A 1961-nucleotide genomic window follows, 5' to 3' on the forward strand; every position below is an offset into this window, starting at 1 on the left:
GTCGAAATTATTGATGGAAAACTGGTCTTCACACCGGCTGAGAACTTCCATGGCGATGCTGAAATCACTTACACCGTGACCGATGGTGCACTGACTGACCAAGCGACGGTCAATGTCACCGTAAATGCCGTAAACGACACGCCTGTGGTTGAAAGCAACCTCGCAGACCAAACCTTGGCAGAAGACTTCACCCCATACAGCATCAATCTAAATACCGCTTTCAGCGATGTGGATAACGTGGATGGCGAGCTGAGCTTCAGCGTTTCTGGCAACAGCAACATTCAAGTGGCGATCGTCAATGGCATTGCTACGTTCACTCCAACCGCAGACTGGAACGGCTCAGAAGCGTTGACCTTTACGGCCACCGATCCAAGCGGCCACAGCGTTAGCCAAACGGTGAACTTCACAGTTGCGCCTGTGGCGGACATCGTGGCAGACAAAGCGACGGTCGTGGAAGACACGCCGACCATCATCAAGGTCTTAGATAACGACACGTTCGAAGGCGACGACAAAGTGGTGTCGCTGGATACCAATAACGGTCCAGCCAACGGCACGGTCTCGGTCAACCCGGACGGCAGCGTGACCTACACGCCGAACGACAACTACCACGGTACAGACAGCTTCACGTACATCGTTACGTCGGGTGGGGTATCAGAGTCCACCACGGTGAACGTCGATGTGACGCCAGTCAATGATGCGCCAGCGGCAAAAGATGACGCGGCAACAACACAAGAAGATACCGCTGTCACGATTGATGTCCTACCAAACGACACCGATATTGATGGCGATACGCTGTCTATCCAATCGGCGTCTGTGCCGAGTGACCAAGGGACAGTTGAGATTGTTGATGGCAAATTGGTCTTCACACCAGCTGAGAACTTCAATGGTGACGCTGAAATCACTTACACCATCACCGATGGTTCGCTGACTGACCAAGCGACGGTCAACGTCACCGTGAATGCGGTGAATGACACGCCTGTGGTTGAGAGCAACATCGCAGACCAAACCCTGGCAGAAGACTTTACGCCATACAGCATCGATCTAAATACCGCTTTCAGCGATGTGGATAACGTCGATGGCGAGCTGACCTTCAGCGTTTCTGGCAACAGCAACATTCAAGTGGCGATCGTCAATGGCATTGCTACGTTCACTCCAACCGCAGACTGGAACGGCTCAGAAGCGTTGACCTTTACCGCCACCGATCCAAGCGGTGAAAGCGTTAGCCAAACGGTGAACTTCACAGTTGCGCCTGTGGCGGACATCGTGGCAGATAAAGCAACGGTCGTGGAAGACACGCCAACCATCATCAAGGTCTTAGGTAACGACACGTTCGAAGGCGACGACAAAGTGGTGTCGCTGGATACCAACAATGGACCAGCTAACGGCACGGTCTCGGTCAACCCGGACGGCAGCGTAACCTACACGCCAAACGACAACTACCACGGTACAGACAGCTTCACCTACATCGTCACCTCCGGTGGGGTATCGGAGTCCACCACGGTGAACGTCGATGTCACACCAGTCAATGACGCGCCAGTGGCAAACGATGATACCGCTGTTACTGACGAAGACACGCCAGTGACAATTGATGTTCTGCCAAACGACACCGACATTGATGGCGATACGTTAAGCATTGATTCGGCGTTTGTGCCGAGTGACCAAGGTAAAGTCGAAATTATTGATGGAAAACTGGTCTTCACACCGGCTGAGAACTTCAATGGTGACGCCGAAATCACTTACACCATCACCGATGGTGCGCTGACTGATCAAGCGACGGTCAACGTCACCGTAAATGCGGTGAACGACACGCCTGTGGTTGAAAGTAGCATTGCAGACCAAACCTTGGCGGAAGACTTTACGCCATACAGCATCGATTTAAACACCGCCTTCAGCGATGTGGATAACGTGGATGGCGAGCTGAGCTTCAGCGTTTCAGGCAACAGTAATGTCAATGTCTCAAT

Annotated in this window: 1 protein-coding gene; it reads left to right on the forward strand. The window is 52.7% G+C overall.

Features of this window, described 5'->3' with window-relative positions; genetic code table 11:
• Positions 1 to 1961 (forward strand): tandem-95 repeat protein (locus R7D93_RS25125; RefSeq protein WP_318129542.1); only part of this gene is annotated, 1961 nt, incomplete at both ends.

It is taken from the genome of Vibrio sp. YT-15 (assembly GCF_033337445.1).
Lineage (GTDB): Bacteria > Pseudomonadota > Gammaproteobacteria > Enterobacterales > Vibrionaceae > Vibrio > Vibrio alginolyticus.